Here is a 236-nt window from a genome sequence, read left to right as displayed (position 1 = left end):
GAGCATAAAGAGGGCCAAGACAAGGAGGAACAAGATGAAGCTTACAATACGAGATGACGAAATCACTCCCGCAGGGCGAAACGGGTTTCTCGACAATGTGCCTATCCCTTGGACTTCCAAGGTAGACGTTACAGAAATCTGCCAGACTGGACGTGTCAAAGTGCGCGTTGAGTGCAGGCTGCCGATGTGCGGCACAGACGGAAAGGATGAAAATAATGACTTACCACATTAAAGAC

At 49.2% G+C, this 236-nt stretch carries 1 protein-coding gene; it reads left to right on the top strand.

What is annotated here, in order from left to right:
* Positions 1-232: hypothetical protein (locus tag HJV72_RS18905; RefSeq protein ID WP_208073401.1), on the top strand; the 232-nt coding region annotated here is incomplete at its 5' end.
* Positions 233-236 lie beyond the last annotated feature (4 nt).

Origin of the sequence: Extibacter sp. GGCC_0201 (assembly GCF_017566055.1) — a bacterium.
GTDB lineage: Bacteria > Bacillota > Clostridia > Lachnospirales > Lachnospiraceae > Extibacter.
The sequence above is the reverse complement of the archived record's forward strand: the minus strand, read 5'-3'. Positions and strand labels throughout refer to the sequence as shown.